Below are 18956 nucleotides of genomic sequence, written 5' to 3'. Positions count from 1 at the left end.
TTCAAAGATACATCTTGTTGCGCTTTTATGTGTGATTTAAAACAAAAAAAAAGCCTCAAATCGAGACTTTTTTGTTATTCTTTATGCTTTTTTAATATTCATCTTCATTCCAGAGGTAATCTTCGTCTGTTGGATAATCAGACCAGATTTCTTCAATAGAATCATAAGAGTCCCCTTCATCTTCAATAGATTGTAAATTCTCAACAACCTCTAATGGCGCACCAGTTCTAATAGCGTAATCTATTAACTCGTCTTTTGTTGCCGGCCAAGGTGCATCACTTAAATATGATGCTAATTCTAATGTCCAATACATTTCTTACGTGTTTAATTTTTGTGCAAAAATAATTTTTTACTTCAAACAAGCAAGAAAAAAATGAAATATTTACTTATTAATTTTAAGAACGTATGTTTTTGTTGACTAAACCGTTGCAAGTTATTTCAATATGGTGTCTTTTAACTTGGATTGAAACGTCCTTTTTTGCCTTCATTTATTAATTTGGGAAGGATTTCTCAATACCATTCAGAGCCATGTAGCAAAAATTAAATTATCGCTTTTCAGGCATCCATTTAATCTCATCAGCTTGCAAATCAAAAGTCAATTTTCGTGCCAACACAAAAAGGTAGTCAGAAAGACGGTTTAGGTACATTAAGGTATGCGGTTCTATGGGTTCAATTTCATCAAGTGCAGTAGCTAAACGCTCAGCTCTACGGCAAACACAACGGGCTATATGACAGAATGACACGGTTTGATGACCGCCAGGAAGTACAAAATGCGTCATAGGAGGCAAAGCCTCGTTCATGGTATCCATTTCCTTTTCTAATCGTTCTATGTTTTCTGGACTTATTTTGGGAATGTTTAAGCGTTCTTTTCCATTTTTTAATAGGGCTTTTTCAGGATCTGTAGCTAAGATGGCACCAATAGTAAACAGGCGGTCTTGAATATGTGTAATTACATCTTTATAATTTTGATTGATGTCTTGGTCTCTAATTAGACCCATGTGTGAATTGAGTTCGTCAATGGTTCCGTAGCTTTCAATGCGTATATGGTGTTTTGGTACACGTGTGCCACCGAATAGTGCGGTGGTACCTTTGTCTCCTGTTTTGGTGTAGATTTTCATATAATGTGTCTCGCAATGACGTAAAAAGCGTCAAGTTTTTTCAAAAGTAATAGAAACCAGACGACTTAACAACTATACGTTTAAACTCAATTGAGAAATGGACTTTAGTATTCTAGTTATTATCAATATGAAATACAAACTTTTTATTATGAAACCCAGTAGGTAAGTCTTTATGTGGCTTGGTAAAATTAGGCATCTCGGAAATAATAGATTTAAGTTTTTCAACAGCCCAATTACCGTTTCCTGAAATACTATTAGATGTGTCTTTAATATGAATGGCGATAGGACTTATAGAACCATTTTTGGCGATTGAAATATAAATTAAAATTTCATTGGTATTATCACTTTTTGCTTTTTGCTTTAGTTTAAATGAATAGTTAGAGGATTTTACCTTGCTCTTTATGTGGTTGCTAATTTCTTCGTTATTGTGTTTTTTAATGTCGTTTAAATTTTTGCAATCTTCACAAGGAGTATATTCCCCAATAATAGAGCATTGAACTTTTTCATCGCATAAAACATATTTCTTATTCGCTATATCCCTAATAACAACTAATGAGTATAGTTTATTGATTGATTTATCGAGTTGTAAACTATCCAGAGGATATTTTTTAAAAGCACTCACAATGTCTTTATTCAAATCTACATTGAGTGCATTGGCCCAAACTTGGTCTAATTTTCCCTTATGGTTAAAATAAAAAAAGACCTTAACTTGAGCACTTTGCTTTAAGAAATTTGGCATAAAGCGAGGATACTGCTTGGGTTTATCACAGGCTGTAACTAAGTTTTGGTCCAATTTATCATTAAAGAATTTGGTGAAGGCACATTGTTCTAAAGTCTCAATTTCATTTTCATCTAGAATCTCTGGGATAAAAAGGTCGAATAGACCTGAAAACATAGAGGCCACTGCTACATTATTCCTTTTAGAAGGTGCTACAACATTGGGTTCAAATAATTTCATAAGTCTAACAACTTCTTTGTTTATTGGATTTAGTTGCTCATACGCAACACCAACAGTGTCTGAGATTTTTTCAAAGCTATCTAGCATTAAAGAGTTAGAATCATACGTGTCATTTATAGGGCGTAAATAGGTTTCATTGGATGTGGTTGTTTTTGGGTTAGCCTTAATATTAGTTTTGAAAGTTTTGGTGCTATCTTTTTTTTGAACTATATTTTCTGGTGATTTGGCATTTAAAATAACTGCACCAAAAGCTCTCGCGTTAGCATTCCATGCACTTTGGGATTTTGTTAGTGTTGAAGTAAAAATGGAATTTGAATTTGTGGAGGGAATAAAATGAAGTTTACCCTTTTTGTCAATTTCAAACTTAACAGGAAGTTTATAGAAACCTATGATGTTTTCTTCTTTAAAAATCCTTTTGTTAAAATTGGCAATAATAAATTTTTCGAAATTTCTTGAGAAACAGCCATAAGCATCAGTATAGCGAGGAGCACTTTGACAGTCTTCAATAGCGTGATAATTAAAAACATCTGAAATAGAAGAGTTAGCGTTAGGCTTCGTTTTATTTAATTTTATTGCCGTTTTTTTGTTCCTTTTGTAGATGTCAAATTTTGGTGGATAATCACTAACTATAACCGTGCTTGCATTAATAAAGGTGGTGTCATTCTCTCTAGTGAATAATTGTATTTTATGTCTTGCTTGATAAAGGTCTGCCAAATTTGGTATTTCGTTAGTTAAAAAGAAAGTCACAAGTTGGTATAATTTTTGATTTAGCTGTTTATTACCAGTATAACCTCTAAAATTCCATGGTCTTCCATTTTTATTTATATCAAATACTATTCTTAAACTATTAATATTTTTGGTCTTGAGTGAATTATTAATTATTTGGAGCTCTTCAGCTGTTATGTGAGATTTTAAATACTGTGAAAGTTTATTGTTAGGAGAAGGTCGGTGCAACATTCTGAAGGATTTTTCCTCAAGACTTTCATCTGTTAATTTGAACTGAGAAAAACTATTTAAGCTAACAAGGAGGAATAAGATTAATAATTTATTCATTTTAATTTGTAAGGTAAGTTGTAAAAGTATAAAATATTGAAAGAATTTCTATCAAAAATAGCGAGAAGGAAGTTATTTTACTAATTATTATATATTGATAAAATCATGAGTGGTTTTTCTGTTAGAAAAAATTATTTTTGTTAACTCATGATTCAAACCAGCTTATGAAAAGAATACCTTTACTCCTTATTTTACTAATAGTTTCAACAGTCAGATCTCAATCTTATATAGGATTTATGGGTGATAATTATAACGGAGTACATAACGTTATTAACAACCCCGCAAACATTGTAAGCACACCATTTAAATTAGATATTAATTTAATGGGTTTTAATGCCTTTGGAACGATGATTATTATGGTGTTGATTTATTAGATGCGCTGAAAGATGATTATAGTTTGATGAGGGCTAATAAATATCCAAAATCTGGGAATCATGCAGCTGCAAATGTTGATGTTCTAGGACCATCTGTGTTGTTTAATTTAGGGGAAACCACATCGATTGCGCTCTTTACTCGAGGAAGATCATTTGGAAATATAAATGATTTAGATGGCGCTTCAATTCAAGCGATTGAAGATGATACAACCGATGATTTTATGATTCAAGAAGACCACGTCAATGTACTTGCACATGCTTGGGCCGAATTAGGTATATCTTATGCCCAGATTTTACTTCATAAAAAGCAGCACGTTTTGAAGACCGGAGTTAGTTTGAAATATTTACAAGGATTAGGAGGTTCTTATGCGGTTGGGGAAAACTGAGGTGTAACTTATGATGCTGATGGAACCGATTTAGGAGGCGGTGAAACCACAGGGAGTATATCATCTACTGGGTTTTTAAATTTTGCACGATTTGATGATTTTGATAGTGATGATTATGAATATGAACTTCCTAAAAAAGCCAAAGGTTTTGGTGCTGATTTTGGATTTACTTATGAGTGGCGTCCCAATCAAAATGAACAAAATCAGGCTGGAGGTTATGAGTTGAAAATAGGCTTATCAGTCACAGACATTGGATTTGTTAATTATAAAGAAGGTATTTGAGAGGGCTACATTGTGACTAATTCAAATATTAGTGAAGAAGATTTTGATAATGCAGAGGACTTTGGTTCTTTTTTAAGGAATTTTTACACCTTGCAAGATTCTGGTAGGGGGGTTAAACTGGATTTACCAACGGCCGTTCATGTAAATGCCGATTGGAACATAAATAATGCATTTTATATAAATCTCAATACAGACGTTTCTTTAATATCTAAATCAAGAAAAACTGCCAATTATATATGGAATACAGTATCCTTAACACCACGTTATGAAAGTAAATGGTTTGGGTTTTACTTGCCATTCAGTGTGATTGAAAAAAGTGGGTTTAGAATAGGGGCAGGTTTAAGGGCAGGCCCGTTGTACATAGGTTCTGGCTCTGTGATTTCTGCAGTTTTGAGTGATAATAATAAAGAGGCTGATGTATATGCTGGTTTAAAAATTAGTTTGTTCAAAAATGAAGCAAAAGATAAGGATGGTGATGGTGTTATTGATAAAGACGATGAATGCCCAAAAACACTCGGCCCTGTTGAAAATAAAGGATGCCCTTGGGGAGATCAAGATGGTGATGGGGTTTTAGATAATGAAGATGAATGTCCGAGTGAAGTAGGACCAGTAGAAAATAATGGTTGCCCTTGGAAAGATACTGATGGCGATGGTGTTCTTGATAAAGACGATAAGTGTAAGTATGACGCTGGCACTGTGGCTAATATGGGATGTCCTGAGGTAGAGATTACCGAAGAGGTTCAAAAAGCGTTAAATGATTTTGCAAAAGTTATTTTATTCAATCATGGTAAGTCTGAAATAAAAGAAGAGTCGCATGAGGTTCTTAATGAAATTGTGAAAATATTAAATGCTTATCCAAGTGCAAAGTTTTCCATTGAAGGACATACCGATAGTATTGGTAGCTATGCGTTTAATCAGAAGCTGTCTGAAGAACGTGCACAATCAGTTTTGGACTTTTTAGTTGAAAATGGTGTAGATGCGAGCAGGTTGAAGGCTGTTGGGTATGGTGAAAGAAGACCAATAGCAACCAATATGTATAAACCTGGTAGAGCCCAAAATAGAAGGGTTGAAATTAACTTGGTTAAGTAAATACTAGAGGAACTCTTTGTTTTAGGTTCTTATTGTAAAATGCTCTTTAGCTTGCTCTTTCCTAAAAAAAACAAACCCCCAGAAAAAGGTGTCAATAGTTACCGTTACTTTGGGGTGTTTTTTTATGATATCCCAAGCTTGTGTCATTTCTTTTGACCAATGGATATCATCAAAAATAAAAACCGTGTCATTATTTACGGTTGGTAAAAGGGTTTTAAAATAGTTTAAGGTAGCTTCCTTTTGGTGATTGCCGTCAAAGAAAATAAGATTGTATTGATTTTGGCTACGCTTAGTAATCGCTTTATAAAAATCTTGATTAATAATCTCAACAGAACTATTGTTGAGATTACCTAATTGGAGTCTGGCAAATGTAGCAGTATTGGGGCAACCTTCAATAGAGGTGATTTTAGCTTTTGGATTACCTAACGCCATAGCATGTGTTGCAATACCTAAAGAACTGCCTAATTCTAAAATTTCTTTCGGCTGAAGGTATTGTACCAAGCGATATAAAAGTTTTGCTCTTTTTAGCGGAGTTCCAGCATGCTTGGCCATATCACATATTAGGCGTTCATGTTGGTTCATGCGTTGTGAGCCTGCACCCAAATCAGTAATTTTTATTGTTGATTTGTTGTTGCGCAATGTGTTTTTGTACTGCTCAATAAGGTGGTAATTGGTATAGCTTTTCTTGTCATAAAAACACTGGGTAACCAAATTAAATACAAAAGGCGAGTGTACCCCGTGTTGATTGGTAGAGGCTATTAGGAATTTTAGGTACTGCTTAACCTGGTAAAGCATGATATGTGATTAATCTTCTAGTTTTGATGAGAGTTCAAACCAACGTTCTTCTTTAGCTTCAATGAGATTAAGAAGTGCTTGAAGCTCTTGAGAGAGTGTGTTAATCTCATCTTGTGACAGGTCTGGATTATTAAACTTGTTCTCCAGTTCCTTTTTATCGAAAGCCAGCGCATTGAGTTTACTCTCAATATTTCTTAATTCCTTTTCTTCGTTAAAAGATAGTTTAGAGGCTTCATTTTGTTTCCAGGATTGTTTTTCTTTTTTGTCTTCGGCTATAGTGGGTGTGTCGGGTTGGCTGTCTTCATAAACTCTATAGTCTGTATAGTTGCCAGGAAAGTCTTCAATGACGCCTTCGCCTTTAAATACAAAAAGGTGATCAATAATCTTATCCATGAAATAGCGGTCATGAGATACTACAATAATACATCCAGGGAAGTCTAAAAGAAAACTTTCTAAAACGTTTAAAGTGACTATATCTAAATCGTTTGTTGGCTCATCCAGAATTAAAAAGTTAGGGTTCTGAATTAAAACAGTGCATAAGTATAAGTGTTTACGTTCGCCGCCACTTAATTTTTCAACAAAGTCATATTGCTTTTTTCTGCTGAATAAAAAGCGTTCTAATAACTGTTGTGCACTTATTTGTCTGCCTTTTTTAAGCGGAATATAATCACCAAATTCACGAATAACATCAATGACCTTTTGTTCGGGTTTTATGGTAATACCATTTTGGGTGTAGTAGCCAAACTTAACAGTGTCGCCTTTTACCACTTTACCTGAGTCAGGTTGAGCTGATTGGGTTAAAATATTCAAAAAGGTTGTTTTACCTGTACCATTCTTACCTATAATACCAACTCGTTCGCCCTTTTTAAAGGTGTAATCAAAACTATTAAGAATCGTTTTGTCTTTGAAGGCTTTAGATACTTTATGGAATTCTAAGATTTTGCTTCCTAGCCGTTCCATATTGAGTTCTAACTGAATTTCGTGATCTTTTCTACGCTGGTGTGCCTTGTGTTTTATTTCAAAAAAATCATCTATTCTTGACTTCGACTTTGTAGTTCGTGCCTTGGGTTGCCTACGCATCCATTCCAATTCTTTCTTAAATAATTGTTTGGTTTTTCCAGTTTCGGCAGCTTCACGCTCTTTACGTTCGGCTCTTTTTTCTAGGTAATAGGAGTAATTTCCTTTGTAATTGTACAGTTCACCTTCGTCTAATTCAATAATTTCGTTACAAACGCGTTCTAAAAAATAACGGTCATGAGTGACCATAAAAAGCGTTATGTTTTCTTTGGCAAAAAAGGCTTCCAGCCATTCAATCATTTCAAGATCTAAATGATTGGTAGGCTCATCCAGGATAAGTAAATCAGGTTTATTTATCAAGGCATTAGCCAAGGCTAAGCGCTTAATTTGTCCGCCTGAAAGCGTGCTGACTTTTTCGTTGAGATTCTCTAGTTTTAATTTAAAGAGAATCTGTTTGTAAAGGGTTTCAAAATCCCAGGCCTGATGCCGTTCCATAGCGTCAAACGCGGCTTGATAAGTATCTGTGTCTTCTGGGTTTAATAGGGATTTTTCGTAGTTAGAAATAACTTTTAAAATGGGGTTATCACTTGCTAAAATGGTTTCTTCAACCGTACGCGTTTTATCAAACTTAGGGTCTTGTGATAAGAAAGATACTTTGATGTCTTTTCTGTAAATAATATGTCCAGAATCGGGTTGGTCATCTCCAGAAAGAATATTTAAGATAGACGTTTTTCCTGTGCCATTTTTGGCTACAAAAGCAATTTTTTGATCCTTATGTACGCTGAACGAAAGGTCTTCAAATAACACCAGTTCACCGTAAGATTTGGATATATTTTCTACGTTTAAATAATTCAAAAGCTAAAGTTTTTTGCAAATAACGGACAAAAAACCAAAAAATACCGCATAAGTTTTATTGTTCCCCCCTAAAACTTATATTTGTGAGAAATCAAACAGCCTCATAATGAAGAGAAGTATTCTTCTGCTAGTCATAATACTACATGTTGTTTTTGTATCCTGTATCACGAATAAAGATACGGTTTACCTTCAGAATAAAGGAACAACCACCGATAGTACTTTGGTAATTAATGAAATACCCAAACCTTATAGAGTTCAGGTCAATGATATACTAAGTATTAATGTAAAGGCTTTAGATGAGGAATTGGTAGGTATTTTTAATCCCGTTCAAAGTGCTACTTCAAGCGGCAATATTTCACAAGGAGGGGCAGGTTTGTACTTTAATGGCTTTACGGTTGATCTGCATGGCAATATAAAGTTTCCTGTTTTAGGAGAGATTAATGTGTTAGGATTTACCATTGAAGAAATAGAAAATAAGGTTAAGGATGAATTGTTAAGTCAGTATTTTAAAGAAAGTGCCGAGATTTTTGTACGTGTAAAACTAGCGGGGTTGCGGTATACGGTAACTGGAGATGCCAAATCGGGGGTGTATACCTTATATCAAGATCGAGTGAATATTATTGAAGCGCTTGCCAATGCAGGCGATGTAGCACTGACAGCGAATAGATCTGATATACTAGTAATAAGGCAATATCCTGATGGGCAAAAAATACACCACATAGATTTATTGGATATAAAGGCCATGGAATCACCTTATTATTTCATTCAACCCAATGATATTATTTTGGTAAAACCTTTAAAACGTAAGGCCTTAGGATTAGGTACTACAGCTACGCAGACTTTACTCACGGTAGCGTCTATATTTTCGTTAGCGGTTTCAACGTATTTTTTAGCAAAATCTCTTTAAATAGTTAAGGCATGGAAGAGGAATTTGAAGTTTTAGAGTCAAGTACTACATTCGATATAAAGAAGTTTCTATTTAGAGCCTTAAGCTATTGGAAGCTTTTTGTGGTATTACTTGCTATTGGTGTTTTTATAGTCTACCAAAAAAATATTAGAGAAGAGTTTTCTTATCGGTTGGGTACTAAAATCTCAATTGAGGATGATACGAATCCTTTATTTACATCTAATGCCAGTTTAACTTTTAAATGGGGTGGTGTTACCGCAAAGTTGCAAACCATAATAGTTACTTTATCGTCTAGAACACACCATGAGAAAGTGGTGGATAGGTTGGAGTTTTATAAGAGTTATTTAAAACAAGGACGCTTTAGAAAACAAGATATTTATAAGGCTGCACCATTTCGGTTTTATCATGATTACAATACCGCGCAGCTCATCAATATACCTATACAGGTTACTTTTCTTGATGCAGCTACGTATGAGCTGGAGATTAACTTTGAAAGTGCTGTAGTTAGTGCTCAAAATTACATCACTAAGCAGATATCTCGGGTTGATGTACCAGTTGGACTTTTTAAGAGACGCTATACCATAGGAGAGGCTATAGATTTACCTTTTTTAAAGGGTGAATTGAAACTTGCAGAAGGTAGAACCCCTAATATTAACACTCCTTTGTTTATTCAGTTTAGTCATTTTGATGGGGTTGTAGCGAGTTATAAAGGGCGGTTGAACGTTAATAATATGAAATCTTCCCCTATTTTAGATATTTCATTGATAGATAAAAATACGCATAAAATTGTTGATTATTTAAATACCGTTGTGGCGGTGTTGAGTGAAGATCAATTGGAACGTAAAAATCAGTATGCTACCAATGCCATTACTTTTATTGAAGAACAAATAGCACGCGTTAAAGATGAACTTTCAGAAAATGCCAGTGCCTTAAATAGTTACCGAAAGAAAAATAAAATATTCAGTTTAGATAGTGAAAGTGAGCTGCTCAATGATAAGTTCTCTAAGTTGGATGCTAGTAAAGAAAGTATAAACAGACAGTTAGATTATTATTCGCAGTTAAAACATTATTTGTTATCAAGTAGCAGTTTTACGGATATACCAGCCCCAAGTATAGCAGGAATTGGAGATCCTAATATATTATCTAACGTTGCAAAAATAAATGAACTTTCAGTTCAAAAGTCTAAACTTCAATATTCTGTACGGAAAGACGCTACTATTTTTGATGATTTAAATAGACAGATTGAAGGATTGAAGAATGTTTTATTAGAAAATATTAGTTCGGTAACCAATGGTTTAAAGCGCGAGTTGGATGTTGTAAACCAAGATTTAAAGCTTGTAGAATTACAGTTTAGTAAATTGCCAGAAGATCAGCAAGAGCTTATTGGTATGGAACGGCAATACACTTTGAGTCAGCAAACTTATAATGTGTTTTTGGCCAAGCGTGGTGAGGCTGAAATTATTAAGGCGTCCAATGTTTCAGATATATTGGTAATTGACCCTGCAAAAAATACTGGAGCGACAGTGTTGGGAAGAAATTTAAATCAACGTTATGTGTTTGCAGGCTTTATAGCGCTTTTAATCCCATTGCTTATAGCGCTAGTGTTAACATTTTTAGATCATAATATTCACAGTCCGCTAGATGTTGAAAAACTAACGTCTATTCCTATTCTTGGGGTGGTTGGTAAAAACCTTTTAGACAATAATTTGATTGTACATAGAAAACCAAAATCGGCTGTGGCAGAATCTTTCAGAGCCATTCGTTCGGGATTACAGTATTTTTATAAAGGGTTGAATCTAGACGGGGCACGTACCGTGATGATAACCTCGTCAGTGAGTGGTGAAGGGAAAACCTTTTGTTCTATCAATATCGCTACCGTTTTTGCGTTAAGTGGTAAAAAAACGATTTTATTAGGGTTGGATTTAAGAAAGCCTAAGATTTTTGATGATTTTAATATTAAAAATGATTTAGGTATTGTCAATTATTTAATAGGAGACGCATCGCTAAACACTGTTATTCAATCTACAGATATTGCAGGGTTAGATCTTATAACCTCGGGACCTATTCCTCCTAATCCTTCTGAGTTGTTGATGCATGATAAGCTTGAGGAAATGATTGAGGAGCTTAAGAGAACCTATGATTACATCGTATTAGATACACCACCAGTAGGGTTGGTTGCGGATGCTTTAGAACTTAATGAACATGTAGACGCTTCTATTTATGTTGTCAGACAAGACTATACCAAACGTGAAATGCTTAATTTTATTAATGAAAAGTATCGAACCAAACAGGTGAAAAACATCAGCATAGTTTATAATGGCTATGATCAAAAGGCGAAATATGGTTATGGCTATGGTTACGGTTATGGTTATGGCTATGGTTATGGGAATTATGCTAATGGGTATCATGAAAGTGGTGGGAAAAAAGGAGGTGTAGTGCGTAAATTGAAGACTTTGTTAAAAAGAAGGTAGTTCCTTATATTCGTTTAACATGGAAAAGGATACACTTTTAGCTATAGCGGTTGAGGCTGCCATAAAAGCAGGGGCTGAAATTATGATGGTTTATGAAACCTCTTTTGAGGTGCAATTCAAATCAGACCATTCGCCGTTAACCGTGGCAGATGAACGTGCTCATCAGATTATTCATTCTTATTTAAAATCAACTCATATTCCTGTTATCAGTGAAGAGCATAAACAAGCTCCATATGAAGAACGTAAGCATTGGCGTACTTGTTGGATGGTTGATCCTTTAGATGGCACTAAAGAATTTATAAAGAGAAATGGGGAGTTTACTGTTAATATTGCTTTGATAGAAAACGGACAACCTGTTATGGGGGTTATTTATGTACCTGTTTTAAAGACCTTGTATTATGGTGTGGTATCAGATGGAGTAGCTTATAAGATTTCATTAGATAAGGCGGTATATTCAACCGCTATATTTAAAGATAAGATAAGCATATACCCGAAGCATGAGGACGGTAAACCTCTTCGTGTGATAGGGAGCCGTTCGCATAAAAGTAGAGAAACCGATGCTTTTATTGCAGGGTTAGAACAAGAAGGGAAGTCGGTACAAATAGTTTCAAAAGGCAGTTCATTAAAGTTTTGTTTAATGGCGGAAGGTGACGCCGATATGTATCCTAGATTTGTGCCTACCATGGAATGGGATACGGCTGCCGGACATGGCATTTGCTCGGCTGTTGGTCTTACAGTGCAACGCATAGATACAGGAGAACCCTTGCAGTACAATAAGGAAGATTTATTAAACCCGTATTTTTTAGTACAATAGAATCTATATGGAGCAGGTAAAAAAACAAAAGTATACCATAACCAAGCAAGATAGAGGCGCTTTAAAAGGACATATGCCTTGCTTAATATGGTTTACAGGACTATCAGGATCGGGGAAATCTACTATTGCTGATCTTTTAGAGCGAACCTTGCATAAGCAAGGAATACATACCTATAGTTTAGATGGTGATAATTTAAGACGAGGATTAAATCAAGATTTAAAATTCACTAAAGCAGATCGGTTTGAAAACTTAAGGCGTACGGCTGAAGTGGGTAAGTTATTTATTGATGCTGGTTTAGTGGTTATCGCAGCGTTTATAACCCCGTATACTAAAATACGGGCCGATATTAAGACCATTGTAGGTGAAGAAAACTATATTGAAGTGTTTGTCAACACGCCCTTGGAGGTTTGTGAACAACGTGATGTAAAAGGGTTGTATAAGAAAGCACGTTCTGGCGCTATTAAAAATTTTACAGGTATAAGTGCGCCCTTTGAAACACCAGTAGATCCTACTATTGAAATTAGAACGACGGAAGAAACGCCAGAAGCAGCTGTGGCTAAGATTTTAACTTATTTGGAATCTAGGTTGTAACTGGTTATGCTGTATATGGTATGTGATTTATGTTATATAAGTCAATTTTAAAAGGGATTCATTTTTTTGAATGCCTTGAGCAACTTATATTTACTGCATAGTTGGGTTTGTTTTTATAAATAGGCTTGATTTTAGTATAGCATATGGCATTAGAAACTCGAATTTACCAAAAGGATAATCATTTAAAATTTGGCAGATTATTAAAGGCATCGGTCCAAGATGTTTTAGGCTCCCATTTTTTAGCCAAGCAATTAGCACTTAGAGATATTAAGGCGCAGTATCGGCAATCGTATTTTGGTATTTTGTGGGCTTTTGTGATGCCTTTAACCACCGCCTTTGTCTGGATTTTTTTAAGTAGTTCGGGTACAGTAAAACTGTCTGATACAGGAATTCCTTATCCTGTGTATGTGTTTTCAGGAACCTTAATCTGGTCTGTTTTAAAAGAAGCGATAAATACCCCTACAGCCAGTACGAATAGCGCCCGAGGGATATTGAGTAAAATTAATTTTCCTAAGGAAGCCCTTGTGGTATCTGGATTATATAAATTATTGTTCAGCAGTAGTATTAAAATGGTGTTGTTGCTTATATTGATGCTGGTGTATCACATGTCATTGAGCTGGTATATCTTGTTTTTTCCTTTGGCCTTATTAGCTGCTATTTTTATTGGTACTATGATAGGACTATTTATAACTCCGGTAAGTATGTTGTATGGAGATGTTAACAAGTTTATAAGCTTAGGATTATCGTTTGTGATGTATATTACTCCCGTAGTGTATGCTATTCCCGATTCAGGTATTATGAAAACCTTGATGCTGTACAATCCGCTTACTCCAATTATTGAAGTTACCAGGAATGTACTAACGGGCGGCTCGTTAGAATTTGTCAATTATTATATGATGTTGTTACTAGGAAGTATTCCTTTAATGTGCGTGGCTTTGGTATGGTATCGGTTGTCTATTCCTATTATTGTTGAACGGGTTTGAAACGTGTGAGAGGAGAGCAGTGGGATGAGAAACGTGAAGGGTGAGACGTGAGATGTTTTTCGAATAACAAAAAATATGGATCATAAGGATTTAGAGGTTTGGAAATCGAGTATGGATTTGATTGAACTGATTTATAAAATTACTTCGGTTTTTCCTGATGCTGAGCGTTATGTGTTGACCAGTAAGATGCAGCGTGCCGAGGTTTCTATTCCTTCTAAAATATCGGACTAATATATCGGAGGGATGCGGTAGAAAAAGTGATAAGGAACTGATACAGTTTTTGTCTATTGCTTTAGGGGCTTTAGCTGAAGTGGAGACTCAGTATTTAATTGCAGTTCGCTTACAGTTTGTTAATGATAATCAAGATACTGTTGATATGTGTTTAAAAGTAAAACAGTTGTTATTTAGGATTAAGAAATTATTTGAAACGGAAGGGGTAAAGTGTGAGGGGTGAGACGTTTCACCATAAACGTTTCACATTTCACAAAAGACGTTTCACGAACAAAAACAATAAATTGAATAAAAAAGACCAACATATAGATACAACTAACGAAGTTCTCGTTAAGGTAGAAGGCCTAAGTAAGAAGTTTTGTAAGGATCTTAAAACGAGCTTGTGGTATGGTGTTAAAGATTTGATTTCAAATGTTCAGGGGCAGTCCCATACACGTCTGTTACGCCCTAAAGAATTCTGGGCGGTAAAAGATATAAGTTTTGAGCTACGCCGCGGCGAGTGTCTGGGACTTATAGGGCATAATGGGGCGGGTAAAAGTACTTTGCTTAAAATATTAAATGGCTTAATAAACCCTGACGCCGGTAAAGTCACTATTAAGGGGCGCGTAGGAGCGCTTATTGAACTTGGCGCGGGTTTTAACCCCATACTTACCGGACGAGAAAATATCTACAACAATGGTGCTATATTAGGTTTTACTAAAAAAGAAATAGACGCTAAAGTAGAAGCCATTATCGATTTTGCTGAAATACGCGAGTTTATCGATATGCCTGTACAAAATTATAGTTCTGGTATGAAGGTACGCTTAGGCTTTGCCGTAGCTGCTCAAATGGAACCTGATGTGTTGCTTATTGATGAGGTATTGGCGGTTGGGGATGTAGGATTTAGAATGAAATGCTTAACTAGGATAGGTGAGTTGTTGCAAAATACAGCAGTTATTTTTGTATCTCATACCATGCCGCAGGTAGCGAGGATAGCTAATAAAATATTGTTAATGGACCATGGAAAAGAGCTTGTATGCGGTGATGACGTCTCGGACGGAATCCAGCGGTATTATCAATCTTTTCAAAATACCGATAAAATTGTTGGAGGTAATGGTTTGGTTAAGTTAAAAAGCATCAAAATATTGAATAATGAAAGCAAAGAGATTGTAAACACTACTGGTTTTGTTGAATTAATACATAATGAAGCGTATAGTTTTGAAATTAACTTAGATATAGATGATAAAGTGAGCAAGTATTGGGTTAACTATTCCTTTATTGATAAAGATGCTAAACAGGTTGCTAATTTCTTTTCTTTGTTTTCCAAGAGTATTTTTGAAGATAAAGGGCAAGTCTCTATAAAAAGTAAAATAGAAAATATGATATTAGGGCAAGGTATTTATACGGTAGGAGTATCTATTAACGAAGTAAGGACAGATAAATCCAGAGGTGATATTTATTGTTTTGATTCAAATATAGCCTCTATAAGTATAACAGGTATCTCAACTGGTCATGCACCAATTCAATTTGTTGGTGAATGGAATTTAATGGAAGCAAATGAAGCATAATTATATTAAGATATATTCTCACCCTAGAAGTGGTACTCATTTTTTAGAGGCGTTTTTGGCTAAGAATTTTTATCCAAGTCAAGATTTGTCTTCCAAAGGAAGTATTTATTTTGGGCATTGGTCAAACAAAATCTTACTGGAAGAAGGGGAGCCTTATCATAGATTGTTCGGGTCGCATTTATTTCCTGAACAAAACAAGAAGTTTTCAAATGCCATTTATATTTATAGAGATGGGAGAGATGTGATAGCATCACTTTGGAATTCTAAGTTTTATCAAATGGATTGGTTTGGTATTTCTTTCTCTGAGTTTCTGAGAAAGGAGATAGATTGGTATGGAGGCACGGGGCAAAAAGCATTACCAAAAGTAAATATAGTGCAGCATTGGTTTAATCATGTAGACTCCTGGGTTAATTATGATGAAGAGGATATTTTTATATTGAGATTTGAGGATATGAAAAATAATCCTAAAAAGGCTTATCAGGATATAGCCAAAAAATTCTTTCCTTTTAAGTATTATAAGGGTAGATTATTTGGAGTTAAAAGGTTTGATCCTATTAAAAATAAAGTAGGATTAAAACCAAATGCTGCAAAAATAAATAGCTGGGAGAAGCTTTTTTCTGAAGATGATTTAGATTTTTTTTACTCTCAGATACCGCATAAAAAATACCTTTATGAAGAATAGTCTGAATATGAAGTTGTTTTTTTCCTGCGTATTAGATTATTCATCTGTTATGGCTGTTCAGGTTTATATATGGCTATCAAACTTATTAGCGAACAATGTTAATCCTAATCTAATATATGTCCATCTAGTAAGTGAAGTGCCAGGTGATTTTCTTGATCTGCTAAACGGCTATGGTATAAACCTTATTAAAAAGACTCCTTTTGATTTTAGAAACAAATACTGTAGCAAGTTGGTTCAACTAGATACTTTTAGTCAACTGGAAGATTTTGAGTATGTGTTTTTAATGGATTGCGATACAGCTATTGTAGATTTGGAAGGACTTGATTTGGAAGCTGAGGTTTATGCTAAAATAGTTGATTTTCCTAACCCTCCATTAACTATTCTTAAAACGATTTTTGAAGCTCACCAATTACAGGTTTTTGAGACCCTGACCACATTTTCAAACAATAATGAACAAGTAACAGATTGGAATAATTGTAATGGTGGAGTCTATATTATTTCCAAAGACTTTCTAAAAGAGTTAAAGCCTTTGTGGGAGAAATATGCTTTATGGAGTATTGATAATGCTGAGCTTTTTGGAAAAGAGTATGACAAACATGCCGACCAAGTAGGGTTTGCTTTGGCTATGGGTAAACTGAATAAAAAAGTAACGCATTTAAGTGTAGAATGGAATTATCCTATACATGTATCTAATTCAATAAAGGTGTCTCCAAGAATTGTTCATTTTCATAATCAAGTAAATGAGCATATGCAGCTAAAGAGACATACAGATGTCATTTCAAATGAAGCAATAGATGTAATAAATGCTAGGATAAATTTTAGTTTAAAAAAGCATTTAAATAATTCTCTGTTTTGGGATTATAGATATCGAACATGTCCTAGTTTGGGAAGTGGCGTCGGGTCACGCGGTACTGTACTTGAATTAAAAAAAACGTTAGTAAAGCGATTGACTTATGGAAGGGAGGAGGATTCAATTATAGATGTAGGTTGTGGCGATTTGGAATTAATGAAAAATATGCCGTTTAAAAAATATTTAGGACTTGATGTTTCTATAGAGGCGTTGGTATTAGCTAAGAAAAAGCGTTCCGATTGGGAATTTAAAACATACTCTATAAATCATGAACAGGTTTCGGAAGCAGATATAACCATGTGTTTTGATGTTTTAATACATCAAAGTAACTCAAATAGTTTTAAAAATATAGTTAGAGGTTTGGTTGAGAAAGCAAATTCAAGGATTGTAATAGGAGCTTACAACGATAAACCTTCATTAAATTCAACTATAACTCATTTTCATAATTCTATTTTTGATGAAGTAGCTGCCTATGGTAAATTTGATGAATTAGCCATAGTAAAAAAGTATAGAGACGTATCTGTTTTGGTGGGAACGGTTCATAATAAAACACATCAAAGAGACTTGTCTTCTCAAAATTTAAATAAAGCGTTTAAGGAAGTGACAAGGCCTGATTTATTACAATATGTAGTAGATGTGTCAAGATGTAATTTGGGGTTTTATACGTCTCATTATCCTCGAGTATTTGAGTATACTTGGATTTTAGAGCAGCTAGAAAACAAGTCTAATTTAAGTGTTTTAGACATAGGTGCAGGTGTTTGTCCAATACCTTTATGTCTTAGTGATACGGGGATGAAAGTTACTACTGTAGACTTACATTCAACAATTAGAAAACTCAAAGACAAAGAAAAGTGGAATGAATGGGGGTATTTAGATTATAGTATGTTTGACAAATCTATTGAGTCAAAACATCAAGATTTTACAAAAGTTAAAACCTTTAAAAAGTTTGATTGTCTATATTCTATTTCAGTAGTAGAACACATGCCTGTTAACATTCGTTTAAGGATGCTAAAGAAAGCATCCAAATTATTAAAAAAAAATGGTGAGTTGCTTTTGACAATCGATATTGTTCCTAATTCTAACTATATATGGAATTATTCGGAAGGAAAAGAAGTTGAAAATCAAGGGACACACGGGACTATTGATAGTTTTAAAATGGAACTCACTAAATATGGTTTCAAGATTATATCAGAACATATTAAGAGAGATATTTTCGAATCTAAAACTGATGTGTGGTTCGTTAAAAGTAGATTAGTTAAAAAAAGTTTTTTATGATAAGTCATAAACATAAATGTATTTTTATTCATATACCCAAAACAGCAGGGACAAGTATTAATAGTTTTTTTCATCCTGGGGTTAAATTTCATTTTGATAATGCAGACTATGAACGATTGTTTGGATGGTGTTCAAAGCGCCAATTGCATATGCAGCATGCAACTGCCAAACAGCTTTTAGAGACAGAGCTTGTAACTCAAGAGCAATGGGATTCTTATTTTAAATTTACCTTTGTGAGAAATCCTTGGGATAGGTCATATTCTGATTATCAATGGATTCAGGAATTTACTAAAATAAAAGGCTCCTTTAAAGATTATATTAGAGGAAAAGGAGTCTTTAAAGACATTTTTAACAATAAATCAAAGAGCTCTTATCTTGGAGATCATTTGTTAACACAAACTAGTTTTTTTGATTTTGAAGGAAAATTTAAACCTAATTTTGTGGGTAGATTTGAAGATTTTCAGAGTGATATAAAAACTGTTTTAAAAGAACTACATATAGAAGAGGATTTTAACATATTTACCAATAAAAGTAAGCGAAAAAATGATTACTCAATTTTTTACACTAAAACAAAAAAAAAAATGGTTGATGATAGATATGAAAAAGATATTAAGTTGTTGGATTATGATTTTATCGATGGGAAAAGCGGTCTTCAAAAATTAAAAAATTTTGTTTAA

Annotated in this window: 18 protein-coding genes and 1 pseudogene; 14 read left to right on the top strand and 5 right to left on the bottom strand. The window is 34.3% G+C overall.

Going from position 1 to position 18956, the window contains the following annotated elements; all coding sequences use genetic code 11:
- Positions 1-91: 91 nt before the first annotated feature.
- From FGF67_RS05265 to FGF67_RS05255, 3 genes are all read right to left on the bottom strand, one after another.
- Positions 92-313: a DUF2795 domain-containing protein gene (locus FGF67_RS05265; protein ID WP_019387375.1), complete on the bottom strand. Its 222-nt coding sequence runs from the start codon at positions 311-313 to the stop codon at positions 92-94.
- Between the two features lie 232 nt (positions 314-545).
- Positions 546-1118: a cob(I)yrinic acid a,c-diamide adenosyltransferase gene (locus FGF67_RS05260; protein ID WP_139695433.1), complete on the bottom strand. Its 573-nt coding sequence runs from the start codon at positions 1116-1118 to the stop codon at positions 546-548.
- Positions 1119-1230: 112 nt separating this feature from the next.
- Positions 1231-3129, bottom strand: coding sequence for a hypothetical protein (locus FGF67_RS05255; protein ID WP_139695432.1), 1899 nt, complete (start codon positions 3127-3129; stop codon positions 1231-1233).
- Positions 3130-3293: 164 nt separating this feature from the next.
- On the opposite strand from FGF67_RS05255, the gene FGF67_RS05250 reads away from it, so the two are divergent.
- The 3 genes and pseudogenes from FGF67_RS05250 to FGF67_RS17510 all read left to right on the top strand — a co-directional run bounded on the left by FGF67_RS05250 (position 3294) and on the right by FGF67_RS17510 (position 5260).
- Entirely contained in the window at positions 3294-3503 is a 210-nt protein-coding gene (locus FGF67_RS05250) for a hypothetical protein (RefSeq protein WP_139695431.1), read from the top strand.
- A 26-nt stretch (positions 3504-3529) separates the two neighbouring features.
- Positions 3530-4480: pseudogene (locus FGF67_RS17515) on the top strand (DUF5723 family protein); the annotation flags it as partial.
- A gap of 396 nt (positions 4481-4876) precedes the next feature.
- Complete coding sequence (locus FGF67_RS17510; protein ID WP_233244016.1) at positions 4877-5260, top strand: OmpA family protein; 384 nt, start codon at positions 4877-4879, stop codon at positions 5258-5260.
- A gap of 21 nt (positions 5261-5281) precedes the next feature.
- Here FGF67_RS17510 and FGF67_RS05235 read toward each other — a convergent pair whose 3' ends face one another.
- Complete coding sequence (locus tag FGF67_RS05235; RefSeq protein WP_139695428.1) at positions 5282-6055, bottom strand: O-methyltransferase; 774 nt, start codon at positions 6053-6055, stop codon at positions 5282-5284.
- A gap of 9 nt (positions 6056-6064) precedes the next feature.
- Positions 6065-7927 carry an ABC-F family ATP-binding cassette domain-containing protein gene (locus FGF67_RS05230; RefSeq protein ID WP_139695427.1) on the bottom strand — a complete coding sequence of 621 codons (1863 nt, stop codon included), beginning with the start codon at positions 7925-7927 and terminating at the stop codon, positions 6065-6067.
- A gap of 106 nt (positions 7928-8033) precedes the next feature.
- Between FGF67_RS05230 and FGF67_RS05225 the strand changes: the two genes are divergently transcribed.
- From FGF67_RS05225 to FGF67_RS05180, 11 genes are all read left to right on the top strand, one after another.
- The gene (locus FGF67_RS05225) at positions 8034-8834 is read left to right on the top strand and encodes a polysaccharide biosynthesis/export family protein (RefSeq protein ID WP_139695426.1); all 801 of its coding nucleotides are present in this window, start codon (positions 8034-8036) and stop codon (positions 8832-8834) included.
- 11 nt (positions 8835-8845) lie between these two features.
- Positions 8846-11305 (top strand): exopolysaccharide transport family protein, encoded by a 2460-nt coding sequence (locus FGF67_RS05220; RefSeq protein ID WP_139695425.1) that lies wholly within the window; start codon positions 8846-8848, stop codon positions 11303-11305.
- A 19-nt stretch (positions 11306-11324) separates the two neighbouring features.
- Complete coding sequence (cysQ, locus tag FGF67_RS05215) at positions 11325-12119, top strand: 3'(2'),5'-bisphosphate nucleotidase CysQ (RefSeq protein WP_139695424.1); 795 nt, start codon at positions 11325-11327, stop codon at positions 12117-12119.
- 7 nt (positions 12120-12126) lie between these two features.
- On the top strand, positions 12127-12711 hold the full coding sequence (gene cysC / locus FGF67_RS05210) for an adenylyl-sulfate kinase (RefSeq protein WP_139695423.1): 585 nt from the start codon (positions 12127-12129) through the stop codon (positions 12709-12711).
- 143 nt (positions 12712-12854) lie between these two features.
- A complete protein-coding gene (locus FGF67_RS05205) occupies positions 12855-13694 on the top strand; it encodes an ABC transporter permease (protein ID WP_139695422.1) in 840 nt (279 codons plus the stop codon).
- Between the two features lie 75 nt (positions 13695-13769).
- The gene (locus FGF67_RS17505) at positions 13770-13925 is read left to right on the top strand and encodes a four helix bundle protein (protein WP_233244013.1); all 156 of its coding nucleotides are present in this window, start codon (positions 13770-13772) and stop codon (positions 13923-13925) included.
- Positions 13888-14148: a four helix bundle protein gene (locus tag FGF67_RS05200; protein ID WP_233244012.1), complete on the top strand. Its 261-nt coding sequence runs from the start codon at positions 13888-13890 to the stop codon at positions 14146-14148. The genes FGF67_RS17505 and FGF67_RS05200 overlap by 38 nt, the downstream gene beginning before the upstream one ends.
- Before the next feature lie 61 nt (positions 14149-14209).
- Complete coding sequence (locus FGF67_RS05195; RefSeq protein WP_233244011.1) at positions 14210-15472, top strand: ABC transporter ATP-binding protein; 1263 nt, start codon at positions 14210-14212, stop codon at positions 15470-15472.
- Positions 15462-16154, top strand: coding sequence for a sulfotransferase domain-containing protein (locus FGF67_RS05190; protein ID WP_139695421.1), 693 nt, complete (start codon positions 15462-15464; stop codon positions 16152-16154). Before FGF67_RS05195 ends, FGF67_RS05190 begins: the two co-directional genes overlap by 11 nt.
- A complete protein-coding gene (locus tag FGF67_RS05185) occupies positions 16144-18279 on the top strand; it encodes a methyltransferase domain-containing protein (protein WP_139695420.1) in 2136 nt (711 codons plus the stop codon). The genes FGF67_RS05190 and FGF67_RS05185 overlap by 11 nt, the downstream gene beginning before the upstream one ends.
- Complete coding sequence (locus FGF67_RS05180) at positions 18276-18956, top strand: sulfotransferase family 2 domain-containing protein (protein ID WP_139695419.1); 681 nt, start codon at positions 18276-18278, stop codon at positions 18954-18956. The genes FGF67_RS05185 and FGF67_RS05180 overlap by 4 nt, the downstream gene beginning before the upstream one ends.

This window comes from Allotamlana fucoidanivorans (assembly GCF_006265225.1).
GTDB lineage: Bacteria > Bacteroidota > Bacteroidia > Flavobacteriales > Flavobacteriaceae > Allotamlana > Allotamlana fucoidanivorans.
This window is presented reverse-complemented; position numbering and strand designations above follow the sequence as displayed.

Excerpts from the sequence above, each read along its gene's own strand:
- FGF67_RS05260 (WP_139695433.1), bottom strand. The coding sequence starts at position 1,118 with ATGAAAATCTACACCAAAACAGGAGACAAAGGTACCACCGCACTATTC.
- FGF67_RS05190 (WP_139695421.1), top strand. The coding sequence starts at position 15,462 with ATGAAGCATAATTATATTAAGATATATTCTCACCCTAGAAGTGGTACT.
- FGF67_RS05180 (WP_139695419.1), top strand. The coding sequence starts at position 18,276 with ATGATAAGTCATAAACATAAATGTATTTTTATTCATATACCCAAAACA.
- FGF67_RS05220 (WP_139695425.1), top strand. The coding sequence starts at position 8,846 with ATGGAAGAGGAATTTGAAGTTTTAGAGTCAAGTACTACATTCGATATA.
- cysC (WP_139695423.1), top strand. The coding sequence starts at position 12,127 with ATGGAGCAGGTAAAAAAACAAAAGTATACCATAACCAAGCAAGATAGA.
- FGF67_RS05265 (WP_019387375.1), bottom strand. The coding sequence starts at position 313 with ATGTATTGGACATTAGAATTAGCATCATATTTAAGTGATGCACCTTGG.
- FGF67_RS05235 (WP_139695428.1), bottom strand. The coding sequence starts at position 6,055 with ATGCTTTACCAGGTTAAGCAGTACCTAAAATTCCTAATAGCCTCTACC.
- FGF67_RS17510 (WP_233244016.1), top strand. The coding sequence starts at position 4,877 with ATGGGATGTCCTGAGGTAGAGATTACCGAAGAGGTTCAAAAAGCGTTA.
- FGF67_RS17505 (WP_233244013.1), top strand. The coding sequence starts at position 13,770 with ATGGATCATAAGGATTTAGAGGTTTGGAAATCGAGTATGGATTTGATT.
- FGF67_RS05225 (WP_139695426.1), top strand. The coding sequence starts at position 8,034 with ATGAAGAGAAGTATTCTTCTGCTAGTCATAATACTACATGTTGTTTTT.
- FGF67_RS05255 (WP_139695432.1), bottom strand. The coding sequence starts at position 3,129 with ATGAATAAATTATTAATCTTATTCCTCCTTGTTAGCTTAAATAGTTTT.
- FGF67_RS05205 (WP_139695422.1), top strand. The coding sequence starts at position 12,855 with ATGGCATTAGAAACTCGAATTTACCAAAAGGATAATCATTTAAAATTT.
- cysQ (WP_139695424.1), top strand. The coding sequence starts at position 11,325 with ATGGAAAAGGATACACTTTTAGCTATAGCGGTTGAGGCTGCCATAAAA.
- FGF67_RS05185 (WP_139695420.1), top strand. The coding sequence starts at position 16,144 with ATGAAGAATAGTCTGAATATGAAGTTGTTTTTTTCCTGCGTATTAGAT.
- FGF67_RS05250 (WP_139695431.1), top strand. The coding sequence starts at position 3,294 with ATGAAAAGAATACCTTTACTCCTTATTTTACTAATAGTTTCAACAGTC.